Origin of the sequence: Agarivorans sp. 2_MG-2023, from assembly GCF_030548085.1 — a bacterium.
Lineage (GTDB): Bacteria > Pseudomonadota > Gammaproteobacteria > Enterobacterales > Celerinatantimonadaceae > Agarivorans.
Genome location: NZ_JAUORQ010000005.1, coordinates 207,990 through 230,048 on the forward strand (window position 1 = coordinate 207,990; position 22,059 = coordinate 230,048).

The window sequence follows — 22,059 nt, forward strand, 5'->3', positions numbered from 1 at the left end:
AGCTAAGCCTGATAAGGTCTTCAAACGAATAAAGGTTAAGATTTGAGGCCTGTCATAAAAAAAGCCACTATCATGACAATTAGCAATTATTAAACTATAAAACGTAATATTTCCTGGCTAAAACCACTGTTTAGACAGCAAAAGGCCGCCATCAAAAACTCAATTATTTGTAAATGATAGGGGTTTCACAGTGTGAAAAACTGCGTCATGGCCGATTTAGGCAAACTTTTGTCTATATTGATTCGGCGTCATCTCCATCTCCTGCCGAAACAAATAATATAAATAGTGTTGATTAGAGAACCCAGCCGCATCGGCGATGGCATCAACCGGAGAGCTGGTAGAGGTGAGCTGTTGCTTGGCGAATTCCATACGAACTTGATGCAATTGTTGATGTACTGTTTTGCCAAGAACCTGCTTGAAACGTGTTTCAAGGGTTTTGCGAGATACCGCACAGTAGTCAACAACCTGCTCAACTTTAATTCTTCGGTGAAAATTACTGTTTAGAAAGAATAAAGCTTTGGTGATAAGAGGGTCAGCAGGGACTGCTTCGTCGGCAGAATCACCACTGATGATCTCGGTAGCTGGCACTAATACTTCACGCGCTGCAAGGCCGTCAATTTGCTCTTGTAGCACCGCCACGGCTTGTTCACCAATTTGTTGAATAGGCAATACCGCAGAGCACAAAGAGATAGGCGATAAAGCGCTTTCTGTAGGGTCGGCGTCGATACCAATCAGCGTGTAATCATTCGGTACGCTAATCCCTTGATCATGACACAAGCTAGCGAATTGCCTCGCCTGGGTGTCTGAGGCTGCAACCACCCCTACTCGTGATTCAGGCCGAGTTAAGTCAGGAACACTTAAATCCACCAGCTCTAGGCGATATTGAAGGGCAATTTTCGCTAAGGCAATTTTGCGTTCTTTCACCCACGGAGCGGTAAAAGCAGGTACTCCGCTAAAAAATGCCACGCGACGAATGCCTTTGGCTAAAAACGACTGCACGATTAACTCTACAATCCCTTGGCTATCAGGGCCTATCCGCGCTAAATGGGCTTGCGAAGGAAGGTTTAAACGTGAACCAGAAATAGCCACTAAGGGCAGTGAAAGGTTTTCACAGAACGCCGGCACACCGGGTTTATCAAAATCAGCGATCACTCCACAAAAGCGATCTAAGTTAACCAGATTCGCTTCAGCAATAGTCATTACCTCCGGCTGCATCCAGCGCGATAAGGGGCTGATATTGTGGGTAATTCCTTTTAGTATTTCTCGATCGTAAGGATGTTTAACATCCAGTAGCAGTAATACTGCGTTGCCGTTGCGCATCATTGAGGCTCCTTTCAATCACTAACAGCCGCTAGCACTGGTATAACAATATTAGTACCCTTTTCTTGACTCAGCGGCTAGCACTAAGCCAAGAATTAGTGGTTATGTGTCGATTATTCGTCTAACCATAAGATATTGGTCACACAGCGCGGGTAGTACAAACTGCCAATAGGCTTACCTGAGCTGAACTGATCACAGCAAGCGTGCTTGCTTGCGCCAATCGTTTGCCAACGTAAGTGCGCCGCATCGGCTTCAACGCTGTTGGCCTGCTCTATTTTTAAAATTTTACGTGCCACATATTGGTTTAGGTAAATTTTACTGACCCATGAATTGTCAGCCGTAGACGATAGTTTCCAAGCGCCATCAGGATACAAACAGAACCCTTCGTTTAATACATACTCTAGATGCGCCTTTAGTACTTTAATGTACTCACCGTAAGGGCCTTGCTCAGACACGGCCTCACTTAAGCCCATCTCATAAGGATACACCAAGGCCTCAATTGCCGGAATAATCGCGCTGGTTGAGTGGCCATCTAGTACCGCCGGTATGTACCCTAATTCCTTATCGAAGCTAGCACTTAATTTATCGGCGCAACGCTTAGCAGCGCCTAACGCAAGCTTAACCTGTTCGGTTTCCCCTAAATCTTGTAATACTTTGGCAATTGCCAAATAAGCAGCCCAACTTTTACCCGCCAAGTAAATATTACCGCGAGCTTGGCCTAAGCTATGGTCGAGAGAATCGTAGGTGGTAATTTCCCCACCCTGCTGAGTACGCGCCGATTCAAAGCCCATAATGCCGTCGCGTAACTCTGGGTTTGGGTTATCGCGGTTTAACAGTGACTGCAAGCAATCAATCAAAGTGCCGCGCTGCTCAATAGCAAAGGCCTTGTCTGCAGTTTTGCTAATATAAACACCACAACACAATACCCAGTTAGTGAGCTGTTCGTAAGTCATGTGGCTAAAACATACTCGATCTAAACCCGCCACTTCGTAGGAGCTTTCTCCCTTAGGGCTCCAATTGTTTGATACCCCCATGTCATGAGTAAATGACAAACCACCAGGGTAATTTACCTCGGGGTGTTCAGGGTCAAAAACCTCATCGTAAAAGCTGTAATGACTTAAAAACTGCTTCAGTGTGTTTTTAACTGTCCATGGATTTTTCGTTAATTCAAAGAACAACATATCTACGGTAAGGTCGAGCGTATTCATCATCAAATACTCGCCTTCGTTAACCACCCAGACCGACTCTGTACCGTCAAACAACCATTGGGTCGAGCCGTAATAGCTGCGCGTAGCATGTGCCAGAAGATATTGCTGATGGGCACTCAAGGCACTGTCTTGCAGTTCTTTATCAGCTTGTTTTGCAATCGCGGCATATTCATCAAAATGGCCTAAGGCATAACTAAGCACATCGTTTAGCCCAGTAAAATGCTGCGTATAGTAATATTGCATCGCACGGTTAAACGTTGCATTCCCACCTAAGTAGAAGCCTAAGGCTAAACGTAGCGTTACTTTTTCACCGGCTTTCACGTCCACCATAAAACCGGCTGTTGGACCAAGCATGAAACAGTCGTTATTGCCTATTTTACTCAGCGCACTTTGTACAGAAAAATGGCTAAATGCTGTGGCCGATTTACACGTGGTAGCCAAACCAATATTGTCTCTACAAGTGACCCCAAGCATCCCGTTATTGTCGCCGTCTAGGAGCTTATTCCAGCGTAAGTCATCGCCCTGTAAGGCAAAAAAACCGGTCCAATCTTGGTCGCTGGTATTATCAAAACTTAATTCAACATATACCGCAGGGCAGCTGGCTTGCTTGAGCTTTTGATGCTGTGCTAATGCCGGATCGGGGATCTCAAAAAATGGGCTGAGAACGTTAAAACTAATGCCAGGCGCTGAGAATGTATCGCTGGCCCATTGGTAATCACGCTCAACATTTTCAAACACTCGCTCGCTAAGGCTAGAAGTGTCGTCTTTTTGTACATAGCGTTCGCTTTGGTCGTTTGCGCCCTTGTAAAATGGAAACGAATTAACCACACCTTCGCCATCTTGATAACCAACAAATATGTTACCTGCAAAAGGAGCACCTAACTCCAGACCCATTCCTCCATGCTCGCCAGACTCGCCGACAGTAAAGCTGGCTAACGCCCCCATTGGTGAGTGGTGAGCATGAAAAAACTGCTGATTTTGTTCCATAACAACTCCTAAGGAATAACAAACGCGATGGTAAAAACGGTTAGCGCTACAACTTGCGAATAAGTGTAAGCGCTTTCACCAGTGTTAATCTACCCAAGCAAGATAGGCGATTCAAAGAAATAAACAGTAAGATTTGAATTTGGTCATAAAAAGCCAATGCTTTATGACATAAGGAAATAGCAGACTAAAAAAACGTAAAGCAATAGCAGTTAACAAACAAGACACCACCACCTCCTTTTCTCACTTACCAACCTCAAGGCTCCGTGTTATGCACGCTATAAAGTATTTAGCGGCCCATGATAAAAGGATCCGCGCGCTTACATTAAGGTGACAAAGTTTACATACAATATTGCCAGCGCCTTCGCTATATTCAGCTTAGAGTAAACACTCTTATTCAATTCCCACCAGCAAGGACGCAAAATGGTGCATCACCTATTTAACTTTTCATCTAAGCCTGCGATACCGCTATTTTCTGCACTAGTTACTTCACTATTATTGTCGGCATGTGGCGGTGGCGGAGAACCCTCCTCCACCGAAACGGTATTCACGCTGCCACGTAATACCATTGAAAGTGCTTATTTGCGGGATACCGACGGCCAAGCTAATCGCTTAGCAGGACAAATAAGCCTCACTTTAAGCAATGAAACGATTCCGCCAGAGGCAAAAACACAATCAATTTGGGTCTACTGGGCCGATACGCAAGGCAATAACCTAGGAGAAGCATGGTTAAAAACCCCGTCTAATACGCCGTTTTTAATTACCATTCCCGAGCAAAGCGTGATTCCAGCCAATGCTACAGCGCTAAACTTGCTGCCAGTGAACCAGGCGGGCCCGGCAGCCACCGCCCGGTTAGTGAGGTTTCATGATTTTACCGGGAACGCGCAGTTATCTGGTCCCGGCGGAAGCTATCTTACGCCATGGTATTACGGCACTAGCCGACCACATATCGCCATTCAAAGAATTAACCACCAAGGTGGAACATGCATTTTTGATAATGGCTTGGTCAGTGTAACGGATATGCAGAATCAAATAGATCCGCGTGCCCATGATGCAAATGCGGGAGCTTTAGAGGCAGACGAGCAAGCGTATCCAGCCTACGAGTACTTATGTGCCGATCAGCCAATAAACACCTACAAGCAAACCAACGATAGCAACGGCCTTTGGACGTACTCAGCGATTAACGATGCCATGTATTACGGTACTGCGGTGTACGATGCTTTCTTAAAACACCTTAAAGAACCGCCGCTAGAACAGAAAATTCGGCTGCGGGTTCACTACGACAAAGCCTCGTCTATTCGCGCTTTTTGGGACGGTGCGTACGCCAACTTTAGCGATGGTATTCCGTTCTTTCAAAATCTCGCCACGCTCGATCATATTGCGCACGAAGTTGGCCATGGGGTTTTGAACCGAATAGGTAAAATAGATGGCTTTAAAGAAAACATTAGCCTCGATGCACGAACCGCACATGAAGCCTTTGCCGATATTTCCGGTGTAATGGTGAAATACGAATTTAACAATGACGGTAATTATTGGATACATGGCGAGGAATCTAATGGCTACACTCGCCAACTGGATCAAATTCAAACCGAAGCTGGCGCTATTGCCAGCTTTTTAGATTACGACGACGCAGGTAACAACTATTATCAACGCATTGGTATGCTGAGTTACCCTTTCTATTTGCTCGCCAATAAGTGGGGTATAGACACTGCGTACTCAGTTTATCTAAACGCAGCAAAATCCTGCTGGTTACCAGATTTAACCTTAACAGACGCAGCAGACTGTATTCGTCAACAAAGCCTTGCTGCCAACCTACCAGAAGCAGACGTAATAGAAGCCTTTAAAAGCGTAAAAATTAAACTATTTGATCAAGGTGTATTAAGCCACTTCACTGTTGAGAGTAGCGATACTGGAATCCAATTTTCTGACAACAGCCGCAGTACAAACCAAGTACTAGATTGGCAATGGGACTTTGGGGATGGCAGCAGTTCAGAGCTCGCTAATCCGCTCCATCAATTTGCTGCCGGCACATATCAAGTCACGCTGAGGGTTAGCGACCAGTCTAATGATCACGATAGTTTTAGTCGCACCATTCGAGTGAGTAATTAACACGCGAATTAAACGCACTATATTATTCATAGCCGCAGACAAAAAAGCTCCTCACAGCAAGGCTGGGAGGAGTAAACAAAAAAAGTAGACGAGATAACTTGAGTGCTAAGGGCTCAGTTATCGTTCGATTATCGTCGATTGCCTTTGGATTAATGACAAAGAGCCTACAGCATTGTTAAAAGTTATTAATGTTCACTCACCAAGCGTATGTTGTTAAGGGTATAAGTTACTTCAGACTCGGCCCCACCAACGAAAAAAGCAAACGCTGCTTTCTTGTCAGAATTAGTGGCTACAAATGTTAAGTCCACTTGTTGTGGTTCTCGGTTCACCACTAAGTCCTCTGCAAAGTAGGTCATGTAGTCACCAGAATCTTTCTGCAACATAATAGTAAGGGGGCTTTCTTGACTGGCGCTAAGCTCAGCGGTGATTTGATAGCGCTTGCCTTTGCTTAAGGCCACTCGAGCGCGTTTCAATTGAATATGCCATGGATTACTGGCTTTTTCTTTCACTGTTATGGTTGCTTTGTCACCGCTAAAACTAAATTGACCAGAGCCATCCCCCCAACCGTCAGTGCCTGCGTTAATCGGTTCCCAACGCTTGCCTCCATCTAAGGCAATATCTAAGTTTGCAGCGTAACTAGGCATAGCTATCAATACTAAGCTCAACGCCAAAATTAAAGGCTTCATAAAATTCACAGTCTATTCCTTAAGTTGAGCGCCAAACACGCTAATAAGTTGAGTTAAACTTAATATTGTTCAGGCTATAGCTGACACCCGGACGACCATCGCCAAACATAATGGCAAAGGCGGCTTTTTTCTCATCCTTTGGCATGACAAATTCATAAGTAAATTGCTTTTTCTCAACACCCACTAATTCAGTGCGCTGAAAGTAAGTTGCGTATTCTCCGCCATCTTGCTGCACCGTAAAGCTAAGCTTGCTAGGTTCACTGGCCGAGGCTTCTACAGAGATTTCATACTTTATATCTTCAAATAAATACAAGGGGCGCTTAAGCTGAATATGCCAAAGATTACTGGCTTGTTTCTTTATTCGAACATTGGCCTGTTCATTCGCAAGACTAAAGTCGGCAACGCCATCGCCCCAACCTTGCAGCCCAGCACTAACCTTCTCCCAATCTTTGCCGTCGTTAAGGGTGTATGTCACCATGACTAGAGGGGAAGTCTGCGCCTCTGGCTCCGGGGTGGTGCTAGCGCAAGCGGCTAAAAAAAAAGCGCTCGCAACCAAAATAAAGAAACCTTTCATTTTCAAATTCCTCATCGTTACACTACGCCAGTGCTCACACTGGCGTAGTTAACAAACAATTAATTACTCACAAGACCACTCAACCGCGCCAGCTGGCAACGTTGTCGTTTTCTCAAAAGCTACTTTTCCAATTTCGTAGCTCACACTTTCGTTACCGCGAATATCAAAACTCATTAAGTCATTCACTTTGGCAATATCAAATGCACCAGTAGCATCTTGTATCGAGAAACAGCTCATATGAACCGCCACCGTTGACCAACCGTCGGCTTCAAGATCTGCCAGTTGTGCTTGGCCAAAGTAAAAGGCTTGGCGGTTTTTGTAATCTTCGCCAGCGTCAGTATTGGTTTGCATAAAAATTTGATGGGAGGTTTCGCTGGTTGTTGCCACCAATACCGAAAGATCAATCAATAACAATCCATTTTGGTATTCAGTAAGATCTAATTGGTTTTCTGCACTACCCACAATGAAATAAACTTCAGCAGGGCCATCTTCACCAGCAGAGAAGGTATCTACTTGCCAGGTTGCTACGCCATCGCTCTCTTTAGCAGTCACCTGTAATGAATCCGTTTTAGGGTAGCCTTCACCGCGCGCTAATACTTGGCGGTTATAGGAATCTGAATTTGAGCCAACCATTACAGTGAAGTTAGTCGCTGCAGAACCATCATTAAGAATGACCAAAGCATCACTGACAGGTGGATCTACTGGCGTCTCATCAACAGGTGGAGCCACTGGCGCTTCTTCTACAGCATCAGTACAACCAGCTAGTGCAACTGCGCCCGCTAACATTGCTACTTTAAAAACTGTTTTTTTACTCATATTCATTTCCCTTTGAAATTGTTAGAGGCCAATTAGTGAGTTCACTAATAAGCCAGCGGGAGCTATGTTAACGAGGAAAATAAAATAGAAAATAGACAAGCACCAAATTGAAAAGGCTTTCACGGGGAATCATAAAATAACAATAAGTAAGTCAAAAAAACCAAAAAACAATTGCTTAAAAAACAAGCGTTTTGAATTTGAGGGCAGCCCTAAAAATAAAAAAACTCCTCGCAGCAAGGCTGAGAGGAGTAAACAGAAAGGTAGGCTAAGTAACAAAGCTAGCTAATAGGCTTTATTACCAATCGGTTGTCGGAATTTGCTTTTGGGATTAATAGCAAGGTGCCTACTGTACTGTTAAATATGCTTAATTTTCACTTACTAAACGTATGTCTTTAAAGGTAAACGTTACCCCGGGTTCAGCGCCGCCTACAAAAAAGGCAAAGGCCGCTTTACTATCACTAGAAGGGGCTTTAAAACTCAAATTAAATGTTTGTGCTGAAGGGCTCACTGATAGATCTTCAGCGTAATACGTGGCGTAATCGCCAGAGTCTTTTTGCACAATAATGGTTAATGGACTTTTTGCACTTGCACTCACTTGTGCAGTGATCTTGTACATTTCACCTTTATTCAACTTCACTTTTGGTCGTTTTAATTGGATATGCCATGGGTTACTGGCGGCATCTTTTACAGTGACTTCAGCGGTTTCACCACTAAAGCTAAAGCTACCAGAACCATCGCCCCAACCGTCGTCGCCGGCGTTAACTTGCTGCCATCTTTTACCACTGTCTAAGCTGATATCGAGGTTAGCTGCTACCGAGGTTGTTGCTACACTTAACAGACTAGCCGCTAAGGCTAAGGACTTAAGCAATGTCATGGTTTATTCCTTACATCTAAAACTAACTAATATTGAAAAAGACTAGTAGGTAGAATTTAGTTTGATATTGCTTAGGCTATAGCTCACACCAGGTGCGCCATCACCGAACATAATCGAAAACGTTCCTTTCCTTTCGTCACTAGGCATGGTGAATTCGTAGGTATATAGTTTGCTTTCAACACCAACTAATTCCGCACGATAAAAGTAAGTAATATACTCACCGTAGTTTTGTTGAACAGCAATCACCATATTGCTTGGCTCACTTGCAGAAGCCTCAACAGATAGCTCGTAATGCATATCTTCCACCAACGCTACAGGGCGTTTAATTTGAATATGCCAAGGATTACTCGCTTTCTTTTTAATCCTAATATTGGCTTGTTCATTGGCTAGGCTAAATGACGCTACGCCATCTCCCCATCCTTGCAAGCCGGCACTTACCTTGTTCCAGCCCTTACCGTCGTTAAGGGTATACGTCACCATCAAAGGGATGGCAAATTGGTCATCTTCGCTGGCACTTTCAGAGGTTCCAGTACTTGCACAAGCCACTAAAAAACTGGAAGAAACAGCAATTAAAAAAACATAAAAACCTTTCATTTTCATATTCCCTGAAAGCTATAAATCCATTAATTCATTAAATAGCGCACGGCATCAATACCGTGCGCAGGAGAGTGCTTCGTTAATTACTCAGCACACGTCCATTCAACAGCACCTTCAGGTATCATGGTGGCGTCTTTTTCGTACTTCACGGTACCTAATTCGTAAGTCACTGACTCTTTGCGAATATCTAGGCGGAATACTTCATTAACCTTAGTGATATCGAATGCACCTGCATCATCTGCAGCAAAACAACTCACCTTAACGGCATAAGTTTTCCAACCCGCTGATTCTTGATCAGATAATTGGCTTTGACCAAAATAGAAAGTATTACGGTCAAGGTAATCTTTTTCACCACCATTAGTTTGCATCACAATTTGGTGGCCAGCAGAGTCACTTGCAGTGGCATTAGTTACCGACATATCAAACAGTAGTACACCGTTGGCGTAATCAGTCATATCCATGGCAGTGTCGCTACCTACAATAAAGTAAGCTTCGCCAGCGCCATAAGTATCTACTTTCCAAGAGTACTCATCGCCATTAGCGCTAGGGCTAACAGCAATACCATTTGCAACGCTATAGCTTTCATCTTTTGCTAAGGCATTTTTGCTATAATCAACGTCACTACCAGCAAGAACACCAAATCCGCTCGCTGTTACACCGTCATCAATAACCACGAATACTTCACCTACTGGTGGATCTATTGGCGGATCTACTGGATCTGTTGGTTCTTCAATTGAATCAGTACAACCTGCTAAAGCAATTGCACCGGCTAACATCGTGATTTTAAAAACTGCGTTCTTACTCATACTCTTCTCCCTGTGAATAATGTTGAAGGCAACAGGTCTTCAATGTCCATGCGCCTTTGAAAACATCCTAAGGCTTGGTAACCGGGCAAAGAAACGACAAAGATCACAGTGTTAGCGCTAACATAATTGAAAGTGCAATAAAGACAAAGCTCACTAAAAAAACGTAAAATATAAAAAAACTAACAAAAGAATAAATAACACAAATTAAACCATTGTTTTTTAAATTAAAGATAGCTAAGTGGGTGATTAAAAAAGAAATTTCAACAGCACTTAAACAGTAAAAACCCTGCTAAAAATAGGCCTATAATTTCACAGTATGTTTACCAAAAATCACACTAAAAAATGAGGTATGTGGTCATTTTTCACAATAAGAAAAGCATTTCATGACTCAAAATCACAAACAATAGCCACAAAAAAGCAGAGCATAAGCTCTGCCTTATCAACAAGTTAATCAATTATTAATTAACTTTCTTGGTTTAACCTTTTTTCGAGTTCGGCTACTTTGGCCTCTAGGGCTGTCAACTTTTCTCGAGTACGCAGCAGAACTTGAGTTTGCACATCAAAATCTTCGCGATTAACAACATCCAGTTGACTCAGTTTAGCTTGAACCACTTGTTTTACCTTGCGCTCAAATTCATCACCCACATTTTTAAGCCCAGGAGGAACCAGTTCACTTACTTGTTTTGCTATCTCTTCAATTTTGGCCGGGTTAATCATTAAACTCTCCTTAATTTGGCCTCATTGTATAGAAGCTCTAATGGTGGCTCAAGCCAGTAACAGTTAAAGCGTTAAGGCTAAGCTAGCATCAATACTAAATATCTCACTCAAGACGCCTTGTTCTCGTAATCGCTCTAACGCGTTGCGTAAACGCGCCGCCTGCTCTTGCTGTAAAGATTGCTTAGACCAGTACAAATGCCCTTGCCGCGTCGCTAATTGATAGATAGGTGTGAGGCGCTCAATATCTGCGTGCAGTTGTTTAAGGGCAAAATCAATTGAGTAGTTGGTAGCGATCATTACGTCGATACGGCCAAGCAGCAACATTTGAATGCCCTGCACGGTATCGTTGAAGCTTATCCTGTCGATAGAAGGGTTGTCGTCAATTTCCGGCCCATAAATTGAACCTCGGATGACTCCCACTCGCTGACCAGCAAGCGCATCTATATTAGCAATAGCCGCAGAACCCGCCTTTGCTACAGCCATCACCTTTAATTCGACCACAGGGCCTAAATCTACAGCGATGTCTTCTGAAGTTGCTCCAGCAAACATCACCGCAAAGTCGGCAGTGCCCGCTTGAATATCTTTAATCACTCTAGGGTAAGGCTTTAAACTGTTTTCCATGGCAATGTCGGCTTCTTCGCACAACTTGCGAGCAAAGTTAACCAATAAACCTTGCGCCGGTTGCCCTGCGTCTTGATAGCCCCAAGGCTTCATCATGCTACTTGAAAATTTAGCCGGCGCTAAAGGAGCAGCCATAGCGATAAATGAACAAAAATAAAACAAACACCCAAGTAGTCTCATAAGATCCTTTTTAACAGCGTATTAATGGCTAAGTGTAGCAAACTGCGCCCCAAGCAACTGTTGCAACACCGTCGCCGATAACTGCAGCGATAAACCACGCTTACCGGCACTGACCACTATTTCGGCGAGTTGCTCTGCACTGCTATCTACAAAGGTAGGTAAACGCTTCTTTTGACCAAAGGGGCTAATACCACCTTTAACATAACCCGTAGTGCGCTCCGCAACAGGTACCTCGGCCATCCGCATCTTTTTAATCTTGGCGGCTTTGGCTAGAGCTTTTAAATCTAACTGGCCAGTCACCGGTACAACAGCTACTACCATTTTTTTCGGATCGCTTTCATCACAAGCGACCAAAGTTTTAAAAACTAACTCTTCTGCCAAGCCAAGCTTTTCGGCGCTATCTTGGCCAAAGTTGGCTTGCTGTGGGTCACTTTTATATTCAAGCAAGCTAAAGGCTTGTTTGGCTTTTTTAAGTTGATCTACTGCGGGTGTCATTTTTCTACTACCTTAATTGCGTGCTGCAATTTGCCAAAATCGTTGCATAAGCGGTTCGTGCAGCCTTCTTGATAGCATACAGATCCCTAAATCAAAAGGCTCTAGCTCTACACCCACCACCACACTTTGAATTCGCTCTCGCACGGGGCTATTATCTACCACTACTTCGGGAGCGATCCCTACACCACTGCCTAGCGCCACCATACTCACAATGGCTTCATGCCCCGCCACTTTAGCGTGCACATTCGGCGTGATACGCATGGCTTTAAACCAATGGTCAATCCTCGCTCTTGCTGGCCCATGCTCAGGCAAAATAAACGGCACTTGATCCCAAGGAATAGGATTTCGCTCTAACAGCTTGCGCACGTTACACGATACCGTAGGCCCAATAATAGACAGCGGAATTTTACTAATACTGGCAAAAGCAATGTTTAGCGGAAGGTGATCGGGGCGGGCTGCAATAGCAATATCCACCTCACCATTAGCCACCTTATCTACTGCCATTGCCACATCACCAGTGGCCAATTTAATGTCGGCATTTGGGCAAGATAAGCGGTATTTGTCCAAAATGTCCGGTAAGTGGCTATAACTAGCAGTTACTGAGCAATAAAGCGTCAGCTCGCCTGCCAGCGCATTCGACTGCAAAGACAAATCCATTTGCAGCAAACGCCATTGCTCTAACCATTGCTCAGCAAAGCTACGAAAGCGCTGCCCCGCTTGAGTAAGATGAACACTGCGTTTGTCTCGCGTAAATAAACAGCTGCCTAATTCGTCTTCAAGCCTTTGTATCACTCGGCTCAAGGTAGATGCACTTACATGCATGGCTTGGCTGGTTTTAGCAAAATGTAGGCTCTGACTTAAGTGCAAAAATAACTCAACACTTCTTACATCCACTGGCAGCTCTCCCTATTGAGTATTATTTGTTGAGGCCTTAATCGAGACATTTTACCAAACTGTATTGCAATATATGAAACACAATATCCCAAAAACATCATTTTACGCAATGACACTTTGGGTTTATATTGAGGCCATCACGAGACAGGTACAAGAAACGCGCTCACAAAAGAAGTGCATCGGGATCTCGTAAACACAACAACACCATCATCATTTGATTAACGCTATTTTTACGGAGTCGAACATGGCTAATTATTTCAACACCCTTAGCTTGCGCCAAAAGCTTGAGCAATTAGGTAAATGTCGTTTTATGGATCGCAGCGAATTTGCTGATGGTTGTAACTTTATTAAAGACTGGAACATCGTAGTTGTTGGTTGTGGCGCACAAGGCCTAAACCAAGGCTTAAACATGCGTGATTCTGGCCTAAACATTTCTTACGCTTTGCGTGACGCTGCGATTCAAGAGAAGCGTGCTTCTTTTGTTCAAGCATCAGACAACGGTTTTACCGTTGGTACTTACCAAGAGCTTATCCCACAAGCGGATATGGTACTTAACCTTACTCCAGACAAGCAGCACAGCAATGTTGTTGAAACGGTAATGCCGTTAATGAAGAAAGGTTCTACCCTAGCTTACTCACATGGCTTCAACATTGTTGAAGAAGGCATGCAAGTACGTGAAGACATTACCGTAGTAATGGTTGCACCTAAGTGTCCAGGTACTGAAGTACGTGAAGAATACAAACGTGGTTTTGGTGTTCCAACCCTAATCGCTGTTCACCCAGAAAACGACCCACAAGGCAACGGCCTTGCAATTGCTAAAGCCTACGCTTCTGCAACCGGTGGTGACCGCGCAGGTGTACTTGAGTCTTCATTTGTGGCTGAAGTTAAATCAGACCTTATGGGCGAGCAAACAATCCTTTGTGGTGTGCTACAAACTGGCGCTATCTTGGGTTACGACAAAATGGTTGCCGAAGGCATTGAGCCTGGTTACGCCGCTAAACTTATCCAGTTTGGTTGGGAAACAGTAACCGAAGCCCTTAAGCACGGTGGCATTACCAACATGGTAGATCGCCTATCTAACCCAGCTAAAATTAAGTGTTTCGACCTAGCCGACGAGCTTAAAGACCTAATGCGCCCATTGTTCGAAAAGCACATGGACGACATCATTGAAGGTGAATTCTCACGCACTATGATGACAGACTGGTCAAACAACGACGTTAACTTACTTAAGTGGCGTGAAGAGACTGGCCAAAGCGGTTTTGAAAAAGCCCCAGTATCTGACGTAGAAATCACTGAGCAAGAATTCTTCGACAAAGGCATCATCTTAGTGGCACTGGTTAAAGCCGGTGTAGAGCTAGCCTTTGAAACTATGGTTGCTGCTGGCATCATCGAAGAAAGTGCCTACTACGAGTCACTACACGAAACGCCACTTATTGCTAACACCATTGCACGTAAGCGTTTGTACGAAATGAACGTAGTAATCTCTGATACTGCAGAATACGGTTGTTACCTATTCTCACACGCTGCTGTGCCACTATTGCGCGACACCGTGAACAACATCAGCCTAGAGTACATCGGTAAAGGTTTTGAAGAGCAAAGCAACGGCGTTGATAACGCTCGCTTAATCGAAGTAAACGAAGCGCTACGTAGCCACCCTGTTGAAGTAGTTGGTACTAAGCTTCGCGGTTACATGACTGATATGAAGAAAATCGCCGTAGGTGGTTAATCTTTAGATGTTTAGCCAGTGACGACTGGCTAAATGTTGAAATGAAAAAGCCCTAAGCAGCAATGCTTGGGGCTTTTTGTTTGTGGACGTTTTAAAGCTTTCGCCTCCGGCGCCGTCATTTTTCTTTGACGAGCAAAGAAAAATGAAGCAAAAAGAAAACTCGCCCTGCATTATCTTCTTCCTCCGTTGCTCGTATCCAAGTGCGTCGAAAAACTCGCTGCGCTCAAACAAGTGTCGACTTCATCACTTAGCCACTTGCACGACTCAACGATAATGGAGGGGTGAGAATAGAAGAGAAAACAGGCCAATTTGGCACTACATACTAGTGCCAAACTTTTTATTTTATAACTAGATCAACGTTTTAACTAGAAGCGGCTAATGATGAAAAGTCTGGGTGACTAATCACGTCTCTAATAAGACGCTGTACTGCAGGAGCGAAAGCATCAGCTACATTTTGACAAGCTTGCTTGCCGTCATAACTAGTCTTAAATGGATAGTTTGTAGTAACAGTGTAACCTTCTGACTTACTAGAAGCCACATCCATAGTTATCGTCCAACTAGCTGGTGATGTAGAGGAAAAGCTAACGTAGGTCAAAGTTCCAGACAAAACAGTGTCACTTTTCGAATCATAGACACCTGCCATAAACAGCTCTGTTTGCATTGCTTCATATATGTACTGCGCGCGAGTCTTTCCTGCTGTCACGTCAATTGGAGCACCAAGCCGGCAAACTAATTCTGGAATATCAGCATTTTCAGTGAATGCATCAAGTTTCAATTTTGTTTCAATTGATTCCTGCATTTTAATGACATTAGTGGTGGATGGCGTGTAAGGTTTTCCGGTCATGTTTACACAAGCAGCTAATAGCATTGGAAGTGCGGCAATAGACAGCCCCTTCAACATTCCCTTTGTTAAAGTCATCTTTTTTGTTTTCCTTGTTTCTTAATTATTATCAGTAAATCGAGTGTTAGCCTCAGAAAGTATACTAACAATATTTAGCTATTTATCAATTAGATAAATAGTTAAAGCTAAGCAAGAATGATGAATTTTCGCCCAAGACGAAACTAAAACTATTAACAAGAACTTGAAGTTTACGACCCTATATATCCATCGCAAAACTCTGTGGCGTTTTCCCAAACTCTTGGCGAAACACTTTCACAAAACTACTCACACTTTTATACCCCAAGGAATGGGCGACTGAAGTGCTACTCTCGCCTTTGCTTAACAGCTCTAGCGAATTCATTAAACGAAAACGGCTACGCCACTGGCGAAAGGTCATCCCTGTTTCGGCTTTAAATAAGCGCTCTATGGTTCGCACGCTCGCGCCAGCCATATTAGCTAAAGAAGCCAATGATGGTGCTTCATTAGGGTGTTGCACCATATAGCTAATTAGCTTAACTAATCGCGAATCTTTACCTGAGGGAAGACTCACTTCAAAAGGCGTCAAATTCTCTAGTTCATCGATGGCGACCAGACCTAAACGCTGAATGTTTTGCGGGGTCATACGCTGAGGAACTTGAGTGAGTCGCAGCACTATTTCCCGCATTAAAGGGCTCATGCTTAGCATTACGCCTTTCTTTTCGCTTTGCCGAACCGGGAATGAAGGGTCGATGAATAGGTTGCGTGTTCGTGCGGCGATTTCGCAGCTCACTTGATGGCTTACGCCGCCAGGGATCCAAACAGAGTGACTTGACGGCACAACCCAAACCGCTTGCTCACTGGCAACACGTAATACACCTTCTGCCGCCCACAGCAACTGACCGCGCGGGTGAGAATGCGGCACCATTCCTGACTCAGCCAACATACTTCTGGCGTTAGTTAATACTGGTTTATCTGGATCAAGCGTAAAGGCCACTTCGCTAGGCATCCACATTGTCGACTCAGGAATATGCTTTGTCATATTTAGCACTTAAAACGACAGAGAGGTTTCGCTATCTTAGAAACATGAACACATTCAGTTCAAGTTTTATTTCATAGCCTTTAATCGGAAACAACACATGGACAGTAAATTCAGCATTAAACAGTCAGCATTATTACTCGCCTTTATCGCTGCATGTTGGATTGTAGTATCTCCGCTGCAAGGTTACCCCGCGCTATTTTCTTATAGTGCTGCGCTGGTAATGATTACGCTAGCGTTATGGAGCACAGGCGCTATTCCCCCATTTCTAACCGGATTATTGTTTTTTGCACTAGCGGCCACGTTTAAGCTAATTCCCAGTGATATTTTGTTTTCGGGTTTTGGCTCAACGGCTGTCTGGTTGATTATTTCAGGTTTTGTTATTGGCTCGGCGATCTCGGTATCTGGCTTAGGTAAGAAGCTGGCCTTAGCGATTTCTCCTCACTTAAGCGCTAGCTATACACACCTGATTGCAGGTTTGGTCTTTAGTGCAATGCTACTGGGATTTGTAATGCCTTCTTCAGTTGGCCGAGCGGTAGTGCTAGTGCCGATTGGAATGGCCTTAGCCGAGCAAATGGGTTTTACTCAAGGCAGTAAAGGCCGCATCGGTATTGCCACTGCACTGGCGCTGTCTTGCAACATGCCGAGCTTTGCCATACTGCCAGCTAACATTCCTAATATGATTTTGGCGGGTTCTAGCGAAACGCTGTTTGATATTAGCTTTAACTATACTGAGTATTTACTGCTGCACTTTCCTATTTTGGGCATTGTTAAATCGATTCTGATTGTGATGTTGGTGCTGCGCGTTTTTCCTGCCGAACTCTCAGCATCACAGTCGATAGCCCCCGCTAAGCAAGACGAAAAATTTGATAGCAAACTGCAAAAACGCGTCGCCATACTGTTATCCATCACCTTGTTATTTTGGGTGACAGACTCGATTCATGGCATTAACCCTGCTTGGGTTGGTCTAATCACTGCGGTTATTTTGCTAATGCCTAAATGGGGCGTGGTAACAGCCAAATCCTTTAACAACTCGGTAGATTTCGGCACCATAGTTTTTGTCGCTGCAGCACTTGGGCTGGGGGCCTTAGTTAATAGCTCTGGTCTTGGTGAATATGTTGGCCACACCTTTAGTCGCCTATTGCCAGAATCAACCAACAGCTCGTTCCTGCACTTTATGTCATTGTCATTAATTTCAACATTTACCGGTTTAGTAACTACCATTCCTGGAGTACCTACGGTGCTAAGCCCAATGGCGGCGAACTTTGCCGAAGTCAGTGGTTTTAGCTTACCCGCGGTATTGATGACTCAAGTGATTGGCTTTTCTACGGTGATCTTTCCCTACCAAGTCGCACCACTTATTATTGCTATGCAGTTGGCAAACGAACGACTCACGGAACTGCTTAAAATTACTTTTCCACTGGCGGTTATCACCATCGTTGTGTTGATGCCACTAGACTACCTATGGTGGTGTTTATTGGGCTGGATACACTAAGCGACATACACCCCAAAATACCGAATAACTAGCGCAAATAGTTAAGGCAGCACGTTAATCCGCTCTCGGCCATTAGATAAGTTTTCTACGATTACTTGGCTGCCTATTTCTTTTCGCCGAGTGTTAGTTTCAAGAATAAATTTTTCACCATGGTCCATGTGAACAATATACTCGTAGTGAGTTTCTTCACTCTTTGATGCCTGGTGACCAACTGCGCCCCCTACCACTACCCCAGTAACGGTAGCGGCTGTTTTACCACGCCCACCACCCACTTGGTTACCCAGTAGTCCACCGATAGCGGCGCCACCTATTGTGGCTAAACCGCTAGAGCTTGACTTAGCCACAGTTTGCTCACTCATTATCTCTCCGTAAGAGGTGCGCAAAACCGTAATCGGTTCAGACGCACAAGCGCTAAGCAACAAACAAAAGGGGATTGATAAAAGTATATTTTTCATTAGCTTACACTGCTGTTTTTTGAAATTATACCCAATAAAAAAACTGATAAACGCAAACAATAATCATATTTTGCTAAATTGAGTTAATAGAACAGCGAATAAATAAACCAAAGGTGAAAAACACCGCAAACCCTTTGTAGAGATTGGTTTAAGAGGAAAAACTAACGTGGACTTAGGCTGAATCATCTTTGTCTTCGATGAGGGCGTTGCAACAAATAGAGCCAGCCGTGGGAGGACGAAAAATATAAAACAGCTTGGCGAGGGGCTACTCGATAACAATGCGACAAATAAGAAATGCGACAAATAAGAAATGCGTGTTTAGAATAGCTTGAGAATAGAGTTGGCCAGTTAATCCCGCAGCTTGTTAAGCGTTTAGCTAACAAACCTAGCACTTAGCAAGAGTGCTCACTAGCCACAGCCTACCAGCGTGTATAAATACCAATAAAACACAGTGTTAAGGCCAAAGAGCAACAGCGAAATACCCTTTAGCCTAGGCTTACTATTGGGCGATGAGTTCAAACCAATTCATATTGAATAAGTAACCAGAACCGCCTTTGAAGTTAAAACGCAAAGTTTGCGGGCCAGCATCTAACATAACGGTAGACTCAATGGTTTTCCAAGCTTGCCAATTGCCGGTGCTTTTAACCTTAACGGTGGCTTTTTCACTGTCATTTGCTAACACCACAAAACGACCACCATCAGTAGCACTCGCAACGCGAGTAGTCAGTGTGTAACTGCCGGCAGCAGGCACGTCAATCGCGTATTCAACCCAGTCCCCATTTTCAATGTAACCTATGTTTACACCTCCGCCAGTATCAGAGCTAGACTCGGTTTTAATGCCTTTTTGATTAGTGAAATCTTCAGCTTCAACTTTCACAGAGGCATTTGCCGCTGCGCTAACAAATGTTGCTAAGGCCAATACACATGCAGAACACACTTTAACGAACTTGTTATTAAATAAAACAACCATAGGTTTTCTCTCTTTTAATAAAATATCGGTAGATGGCGAATACGGAGAAAACCTAAGCCTGGCAGAACTACGCACCTATTCATTGCTTATAATTTAACCCGTCTCTGCAGGTTATATAGATTCATTTTTCCAGCAAATTTTAGCCGCGCCATTTGTGATCAAGCACTCGCGCATAGCAATTATTGTTAAATCAAGTAACATTTTGTTAGCGCTAACAACGCTAATGCTCAAAACGAATTGCTTTCAAAAATACCTACCCCCTCATTGAACAAAATGAGGCTAAGCGATACGCCTCTCGTACTAAAGTACGAAACAATTCATACCGCAATGATGATTAACCCAGCAAGCTTGATGGCCGTTGCTATATTCAAACCTGCTCACCGCGTTAAGGATGGTGGGTTTATACAGCAAGGAAGATAATATGAATAAAATACTAACAATAATGAAGATCGCCGCAGTAGGTTTAGCATTCACCGTAAGCGGTGCGCAAGCTGCCGAAGAAGTCAGGCTAAGGCACGCCCAATTTACCCCGTATTTTGAGAATGGCTTTGCTAGCGCAGAGCTAGAAGGCGCGGTAGAAGTGAAAAACATCGGCCCAAACAAACAAGTGTGGATACACTACCAAACTAGCGATGGCCAATGGCTAAATCATCCCGCCTTTTACGTAGCCGCCACCAGCAATGGCTATGAAGCATTTAGCTTTCGTTTACCGCTACAAGGCTCAGTATCTTCGACTCAATTTGCCATTAAATACCAAGTCAATGGCGATACTTATTGGGATAATAACAAGCAACAAAATTACCAATTTGACGCCACCACCCAAACCCATTTAGCCCACCAAGCAGTGGCTTTAGATGATGCCTACCGTGAATCATCATTAATCACCGTAACCGCCCGCGCCATAGCCAGCGGTAATGCAGACAAAGTGACAATGGTGTACTCAGACACCAATTGGCAGCATAGCTACCGTACTAATCTTACCCTTAGCCATACTGTTGCCGACGGCAATGGCTTAAGCGGTGTATGGACTGGCCAGCAGTACATTGAATACTACCGCCGCTTTGAGTTTTATCTTGAGTACCAAGATGGTCAGAACACGTTTATTGATAACTACTACGGCAAAAATTATCGACTGTTCAAAACGGGTGAAAGTCTCGGTCGCGGTGAGCTGTTGCAACGCTATCCTCAAGTTTACTTTCGTGGCGAACCGAGCGGCTGGAACTCATTACCAATGAGCTTAATTGATGATTACACGTGGTCAACAGTGGTGTATTTCGACGGCACTACCGACTTTAAGTTTGATATCTACAATGATTGGTCACGTAATTTTGGTGACGACACTAACGATGGCTTTGCCAACTTAAACGGTGCCAACATTCAAGTAGACCACGCGGGCTCTATTCGCATCACCTTTAATAGCTTAACTGGCGCTTATCAGGCCACACCCGTTAACTAATACGCTAATAAAAGCCGGAAACAAAAAAGCCTCGAGCATAAACTCGAGGCTTTTAAAACAGTTGGAGTGCTTTTTAGATGCGGGTTTTACGACGCGACAGCGCTAAAAATACCAAGCCAAAAGCAAATAGCATGGTGGTTGAACCTTCACTTACCACTGCAGGTACTTGAGGAGGAGTCCAGTCAAAACCAAAGCTATGAAATTCGCGAGCACCGGTATAACTCTTAGCCGCTACACTACCGTCAAATACTGCTCCGCCAGTGATGTCAGCATCTAAAGCGAGTACCGAACCAACAGTGGCTAAGTTATTAAAATCAATGGAATCTGCTTCGTAAAAGTTCCAAAGAATATTGGCCGCACCAATGTTTATACCGACCGCTTGAACGCCAAAACCGTTAGTAAGGTTTACCCCGCCACCTACAGTTACATCGCTGCCAGATACGTTAATCACCACTGTTTCCGCAGTGCCAGCATCTAAAGACAATGAGTTGTTCTGAGCAAATACTTGACTAAAATCGAGGTCGAATACAGCCACGCTATCTGCACCGCTATATAATAGCTGGCTGCCGTTTAACACTGCATTACTGCTCAAGCTAGCGAAATAAGCTGAATCGTTACGTAACTCTGTTTCAACATCATCAAAGGCTGCTTGCATGTCAATTTGATTGCCAGCAGTCACACTTTGTACACTAGAACCACCGCCGTTAAGGTTAACATTCCACGCTAAATTGTAGCTGCCACCATAGCTTAAGCTGCCCGCATTAAGGTTAATGTTACCGGCATTTACATCGCCAACAATAGTTACGGTGTCTTTATTAGGTACTGTTGTTTCGCGCGTAGCAAAAGTAGGAGAATGCCCGGCCGCATTTAGATTGCCACCTAATAAGGTGCGTCCTTCTACTTCACCGCCTTGGTAATTGTAATCGCCAGTTAAAATGAGGTTGAAATCGCTAAGAGGGGTAGCCTGAACGAAGCCCGACATTAGCATTGACGCTACTACAATGAGATGTTTTTTACTGCTAAACATGTATTTCTTAATTCCTAATCTTACTAACACGGCGCGCAGGGTTCGCGCTAATCTGTCACTCGTCACTCACCGACTATTTCAGTGGTGAATCAAACAATACACATCACTAAGCACAAATCAGACCACTAAGTAATAGCCTTTATTTATCATACAG

At 44.0% G+C, this 22,059-nt stretch carries 21 protein-coding genes; 4 read left to right on the forward strand and 17 right to left on the reverse strand.

Annotation, left to right across the window (positions count from 1 at the left end):
• Positions 1–216: 216 nt before the first annotated feature.
• On the reverse strand, positions 217–1,323 hold the full coding sequence (locus Q4549_RS09615; RefSeq protein WP_303553192.1) for a helix-turn-helix domain-containing protein: 1,107 nt from the start codon (positions 1,321–1,323) through the stop codon (positions 217–219).
• A 110-nt stretch (positions 1,324–1,433) separates the two neighbouring features.
• A complete protein-coding gene (locus Q4549_RS09620) occupies positions 1,434–3,515 on the reverse strand; it encodes a glycoside hydrolase family 52 protein (protein ID WP_303553193.1) in 2,082 nt (693 codons plus the stop codon).
• A gap of 420 nt (positions 3,516–3,935) precedes the next feature.
• On the opposite strand from Q4549_RS09620, the gene Q4549_RS09625 reads away from it, so the two are divergent.
• Positions 3,936–5,621, forward strand: a complete 1,686-nt coding sequence (locus tag Q4549_RS09625) for a PKD domain-containing protein (RefSeq protein WP_303553194.1) — start codon at positions 3,936–3,938, stop codon at positions 5,619–5,621.
• 185 nt (positions 5,622–5,806) lie between these two features.
• Here Q4549_RS09625 and Q4549_RS09630 read toward each other — a convergent pair whose 3' ends face one another.
• The 10 genes from Q4549_RS09630 to ilvY all read right to left on the reverse strand — a co-directional run bounded on the left by Q4549_RS09630 (position 5,807) and on the right by ilvY (position 12,881).
• Positions 5,807–6,307: a carbohydrate binding domain-containing protein gene (locus Q4549_RS09630; protein ID WP_303553291.1), complete on the reverse strand. Its 501-nt coding sequence runs from the start codon at positions 6,305–6,307 to the stop codon at positions 5,807–5,809.
• A 40-nt stretch (positions 6,308–6,347) separates the two neighbouring features.
• Positions 6,348–6,881, reverse strand: coding sequence for a carbohydrate binding domain-containing protein (locus Q4549_RS09635; protein ID WP_303553195.1), 534 nt, complete (start codon positions 6,879–6,881; stop codon positions 6,348–6,350).
• A gap of 63 nt (positions 6,882–6,944) precedes the next feature.
• On the reverse strand, positions 6,945–7,697 hold the full coding sequence (locus tag Q4549_RS09640; RefSeq protein ID WP_303553196.1) for a hypothetical protein: 753 nt from the start codon (positions 7,695–7,697) through the stop codon (positions 6,945–6,947).
• 364 nt (positions 7,698–8,061) lie between these two features.
• Positions 8,062–8,571 carry a carbohydrate binding domain-containing protein gene (locus tag Q4549_RS09645; protein ID WP_303553197.1) on the reverse strand — a complete coding sequence of 170 codons (510 nt, stop codon included), beginning with the start codon at positions 8,569–8,571 and terminating at the stop codon, positions 8,062–8,064.
• Between the two features lie 42 nt (positions 8,572–8,613).
• Complete coding sequence (locus tag Q4549_RS09650) at positions 8,614–9,165, reverse strand: carbohydrate binding domain-containing protein (RefSeq protein ID WP_303511567.1); 552 nt, start codon at positions 9,163–9,165, stop codon at positions 8,614–8,616.
• Between the two features lie 86 nt (positions 9,166–9,251).
• On the reverse strand, positions 9,252–9,974 hold the full coding sequence (locus tag Q4549_RS09655) for a hypothetical protein (protein ID WP_303553198.1): 723 nt from the start codon (positions 9,972–9,974) through the stop codon (positions 9,252–9,254).
• A gap of 462 nt (positions 9,975–10,436) precedes the next feature.
• A complete protein-coding gene (locus Q4549_RS09660) occupies positions 10,437–10,691 on the reverse strand; it encodes an accessory factor UbiK family protein (RefSeq protein WP_303511564.1) in 255 nt (84 codons plus the stop codon).
• A 63-nt stretch (positions 10,692–10,754) separates the two neighbouring features.
• Positions 10,755–11,492 (reverse strand): ABC transporter substrate-binding protein, encoded by a 738-nt coding sequence (locus Q4549_RS09665; RefSeq protein WP_303511563.1) that lies wholly within the window; start codon positions 11,490–11,492, stop codon positions 10,755–10,757.
• Between the two features lie 21 nt (positions 11,493–11,513).
• Entirely contained in the window at positions 11,514–11,987 is a 474-nt protein-coding gene (gene ybaK / locus Q4549_RS09670; RefSeq protein WP_303553199.1) for a Cys-tRNA(Pro) deacylase, read from the reverse strand.
• A gap of 12 nt (positions 11,988–11,999) precedes the next feature.
• A complete protein-coding gene (gene ilvY / locus Q4549_RS09675) occupies positions 12,000–12,881 on the reverse strand; it encodes an HTH-type transcriptional activator IlvY (RefSeq protein WP_303553200.1) in 882 nt (293 codons plus the stop codon).
• A gap of 244 nt (positions 12,882–13,125) precedes the next feature.
• Here ilvY and ilvC point away from each other — a divergent pair, with 244 nt between their 5' ends.
• Positions 13,126–14,607, forward strand: a complete 1,482-nt coding sequence (ilvC, locus tag Q4549_RS09680) for a ketol-acid reductoisomerase (RefSeq protein ID WP_137673334.1) — start codon at positions 13,126–13,128, stop codon at positions 14,605–14,607.
• Positions 14,608–14,968: 361 nt separating this feature from the next.
• Here ilvC and Q4549_RS09685 read toward each other — a convergent pair whose 3' ends face one another.
• Both Q4549_RS09685 and Q4549_RS09690 read right to left on the reverse strand, forming a co-directional pair.
• On the reverse strand, positions 14,969–15,526 hold the full coding sequence (locus tag Q4549_RS09685; RefSeq protein WP_303553201.1) for a hypothetical protein: 558 nt from the start codon (positions 15,524–15,526) through the stop codon (positions 14,969–14,971).
• A gap of 178 nt (positions 15,527–15,704) precedes the next feature.
• Entirely contained in the window at positions 15,705–16,505 is an 801-nt protein-coding gene (locus Q4549_RS09690; RefSeq protein WP_303553202.1) for a helix-turn-helix domain-containing protein, read from the reverse strand.
• 97 nt (positions 16,506–16,602) lie between these two features.
• Here Q4549_RS09690 and Q4549_RS09695 point away from each other — a divergent pair, with 97 nt between their 5' ends.
• Complete coding sequence (locus tag Q4549_RS09695) at positions 16,603–17,997, forward strand: SLC13 family permease (RefSeq protein ID WP_303553203.1); 1,395 nt, start codon at positions 16,603–16,605, stop codon at positions 17,995–17,997.
• Positions 17,998–18,038: 41 nt separating this feature from the next.
• Here the strand turns inward: Q4549_RS09695 and Q4549_RS09700 are convergent, their stop codons facing one another.
• Together Q4549_RS09700 and Q4549_RS09705 are read right to left on the reverse strand one after the other, a co-directional pair.
• Positions 18,039–18,356 (reverse strand): glycine zipper 2TM domain-containing protein, encoded by a 318-nt coding sequence (locus tag Q4549_RS09700; protein WP_303553204.1) that lies wholly within the window; start codon positions 18,354–18,356, stop codon positions 18,039–18,041.
• A gap of 595 nt (positions 18,357–18,951) precedes the next feature.
• Positions 18,952–19,422: a carbohydrate-binding protein gene (locus tag Q4549_RS09705; RefSeq protein WP_303553205.1), complete on the reverse strand. Its 471-nt coding sequence runs from the start codon at positions 19,420–19,422 to the stop codon at positions 18,952–18,954.
• A gap of 421 nt (positions 19,423–19,843) precedes the next feature.
• Here Q4549_RS09705 and Q4549_RS09710 point away from each other — a divergent pair, with 421 nt between their 5' ends.
• Complete coding sequence (locus Q4549_RS09710) at positions 19,844–20,878, forward strand: carbohydrate-binding protein (RefSeq protein WP_303553206.1); 1,035 nt, start codon at positions 19,844–19,846, stop codon at positions 20,876–20,878.
• Positions 20,879–20,951: 73 nt separating this feature from the next.
• Here the strand turns inward: Q4549_RS09710 and Q4549_RS09715 are convergent, their stop codons facing one another.
• A complete protein-coding gene (locus tag Q4549_RS09715) occupies positions 20,952–21,905 on the reverse strand; it encodes a choice-of-anchor A family protein (RefSeq protein ID WP_303553207.1) in 954 nt (317 codons plus the stop codon).
• Between the last annotated feature and the right edge of the window lie 154 nt (positions 21,906–22,059).

What these genes read in the sequence shown, in the direction of transcription:
- Q4549_RS09615 (WP_303553192.1), bottom strand. Translation starts at nt 1,323, where the DNA reads ATGATGCGCAACGGCAACGCAGTATTACTGCTACTGGATGTTAAACAT.
- Q4549_RS09620 (WP_303553193.1), bottom strand. Translation starts at nt 3,515, where the DNA reads ATGGAACAAAATCAGCAGTTTTTTCATGCTCACCACTCACCAATGGGG.
- Q4549_RS09625 (WP_303553194.1), top strand. Translation starts at nt 3,936, where the DNA reads ATGGTGCATCACCTATTTAACTTTTCATCTAAGCCTGCGATACCGCTA.
- Q4549_RS09630 (WP_303553291.1), bottom strand. Translation starts at nt 6,307, where the DNA reads ATGAAGCCTTTAATTTTGGCGTTGAGCTTAGTATTGATAGCTATGCCT.
- Q4549_RS09635 (WP_303553195.1), bottom strand. Translation starts at nt 6,881, where the DNA reads ATGAAAGGTTTCTTTATTTTGGTTGCGAGCGCTTTTTTTTTAGCCGCT.
- Q4549_RS09640 (WP_303553196.1), bottom strand. Translation starts at nt 7,697, where the DNA reads ATGAGTAAAAAAACAGTTTTTAAAGTAGCAATGTTAGCGGGCGCAGTT.
- Q4549_RS09645 (WP_303553197.1), bottom strand. Translation starts at nt 8,571, where the DNA reads ATGACATTGCTTAAGTCCTTAGCCTTAGCGGCTAGTCTGTTAAGTGTA.
- Q4549_RS09650 (WP_303511567.1), bottom strand. Translation starts at nt 9,165, where the DNA reads ATGAAAGGTTTTTATGTTTTTTTAATTGCTGTTTCTTCCAGTTTTTTA.
- Q4549_RS09655 (WP_303553198.1), bottom strand. Translation starts at nt 9,974, where the DNA reads ATGAGTAAGAACGCAGTTTTTAAAATCACGATGTTAGCCGGTGCAATT.
- Q4549_RS09660 (WP_303511564.1), bottom strand. Translation starts at nt 10,691, where the DNA reads ATGATTAACCCGGCCAAAATTGAAGAGATAGCAAAACAAGTAAGTGAA.
- Q4549_RS09665 (WP_303511563.1), bottom strand. Translation starts at nt 11,492, where the DNA reads ATGAGACTACTTGGGTGTTTGTTTTATTTTTGTTCATTTATCGCTATG.
- ybaK (WP_303553199.1), bottom strand. Translation starts at nt 11,987, where the DNA reads ATGACACCCGCAGTAGATCAACTTAAAAAAGCCAAACAAGCCTTTAGC.
- ilvC (WP_137673334.1), top strand. Translation starts at nt 13,126, where the DNA reads ATGGCTAATTATTTCAACACCCTTAGCTTGCGCCAAAAGCTTGAGCAA.
- Q4549_RS09685 (WP_303553201.1), bottom strand. Translation starts at nt 15,526, where the DNA reads ATGACTTTAACAAAGGGAATGTTGAAGGGGCTGTCTATTGCCGCACTT.
- Q4549_RS09690 (WP_303553202.1), bottom strand. Translation starts at nt 16,505, where the DNA reads ATGACAAAGCATATTCCTGAGTCGACAATGTGGATGCCTAGCGAAGTG.
- Q4549_RS09695 (WP_303553203.1), top strand. Translation starts at nt 16,603, where the DNA reads ATGGACAGTAAATTCAGCATTAAACAGTCAGCATTATTACTCGCCTTT.
- Q4549_RS09700 (WP_303553204.1), bottom strand. Translation starts at nt 18,356, where the DNA reads ATGAGTGAGCAAACTGTGGCTAAGTCAAGCTCTAGCGGTTTAGCCACA.
- Q4549_RS09705 (WP_303553205.1), bottom strand. Translation starts at nt 19,422, where the DNA reads ATGGTTGTTTTATTTAATAACAAGTTCGTTAAAGTGTGTTCTGCATGT.
- Q4549_RS09710 (WP_303553206.1), top strand. Translation starts at nt 19,844, where the DNA reads ATGAATAAAATACTAACAATAATGAAGATCGCCGCAGTAGGTTTAGCA.
- Q4549_RS09715 (WP_303553207.1), bottom strand. Translation starts at nt 21,905, where the DNA reads ATGTTTAGCAGTAAAAAACATCTCATTGTAGTAGCGTCAATGCTAATG.